This is a genomic window from Mycobacterium sp. 1165196.3, from assembly GCF_001673415.1.
Lineage (GTDB): Bacteria > Actinomycetota > Actinomycetes > Mycobacteriales > Mycobacteriaceae > Mycobacterium > Mycobacterium europaeum_A.
On sequence record NZ_LZLU01000231.1, the window covers coordinates 1 to 669 of the forward strand.

Consider the following 669-nt stretch of genomic DNA (forward strand, 5'->3'; position numbering starts at 1 on the left):
GCGCCAGGGCTGGGCGCGCTGGGTGCCGGTCGCGGCGGGAAGGATTCGGCGCTGGCGCGGTCGCTGGCCAAGCTCGGGGTGGGCGCCGACGACATCGCGGTGATCTCCAAGCACGACACGTCGACGTTGGCCAACGATCCCAACGAGACCGAACTGCACGAGCGGCTCGCCGATTCGCTCGGCCGGTCCGAGGGTGCTCCGCTGTTCGTGGTGTCGCAGAAGAGCCTCACCGGGCACGCCAAGGGCGGCGCGGCGGTCTTCCAGATGATGGGCCTGTGCCAGATACTGCGCGACGGGGTGATCCCACCGAACCGCAGCCTGGACTGCGTCGACGACGAACTGGCCGGCTCGGCCCACTTCGTGTGGGTGCGCGAGACCCTGCGGCTGGGCGAGAAGTTCCCGCTCAAGGCGGGGTTGCTGACCAGCCTTGGGTTCGGCCATGTTTCGGGCTTGGTTGCGCTCGTGCATCCGCAGGCGTTCGTCGCCGCGCTCGACCCGCAGCAGCGTGCGGACTACCAGCGGCGCGCGGATGCCCGCCTGCTGGCCGGTCAGCGGCGCCTGGCGTCGGCGATCGCCGGTGGCGCGCCGATGTACGAGCGGCCGCCGAACCGTCGCTTCGACCATGACGAGTCGGAAAAGCGTCAGGAGGCCGCGATGCTGCTGAACCCG

General features: G+C 70.6%; 1 protein-coding gene. It reads left to right on the forward strand.

The annotated features are described in order from the left end of the window. Positions 1 to 669: hypothetical protein (locus A5659_RS22890; protein ID WP_082976165.1), on the forward strand; the 669-nt coding region annotated here is incomplete at both ends.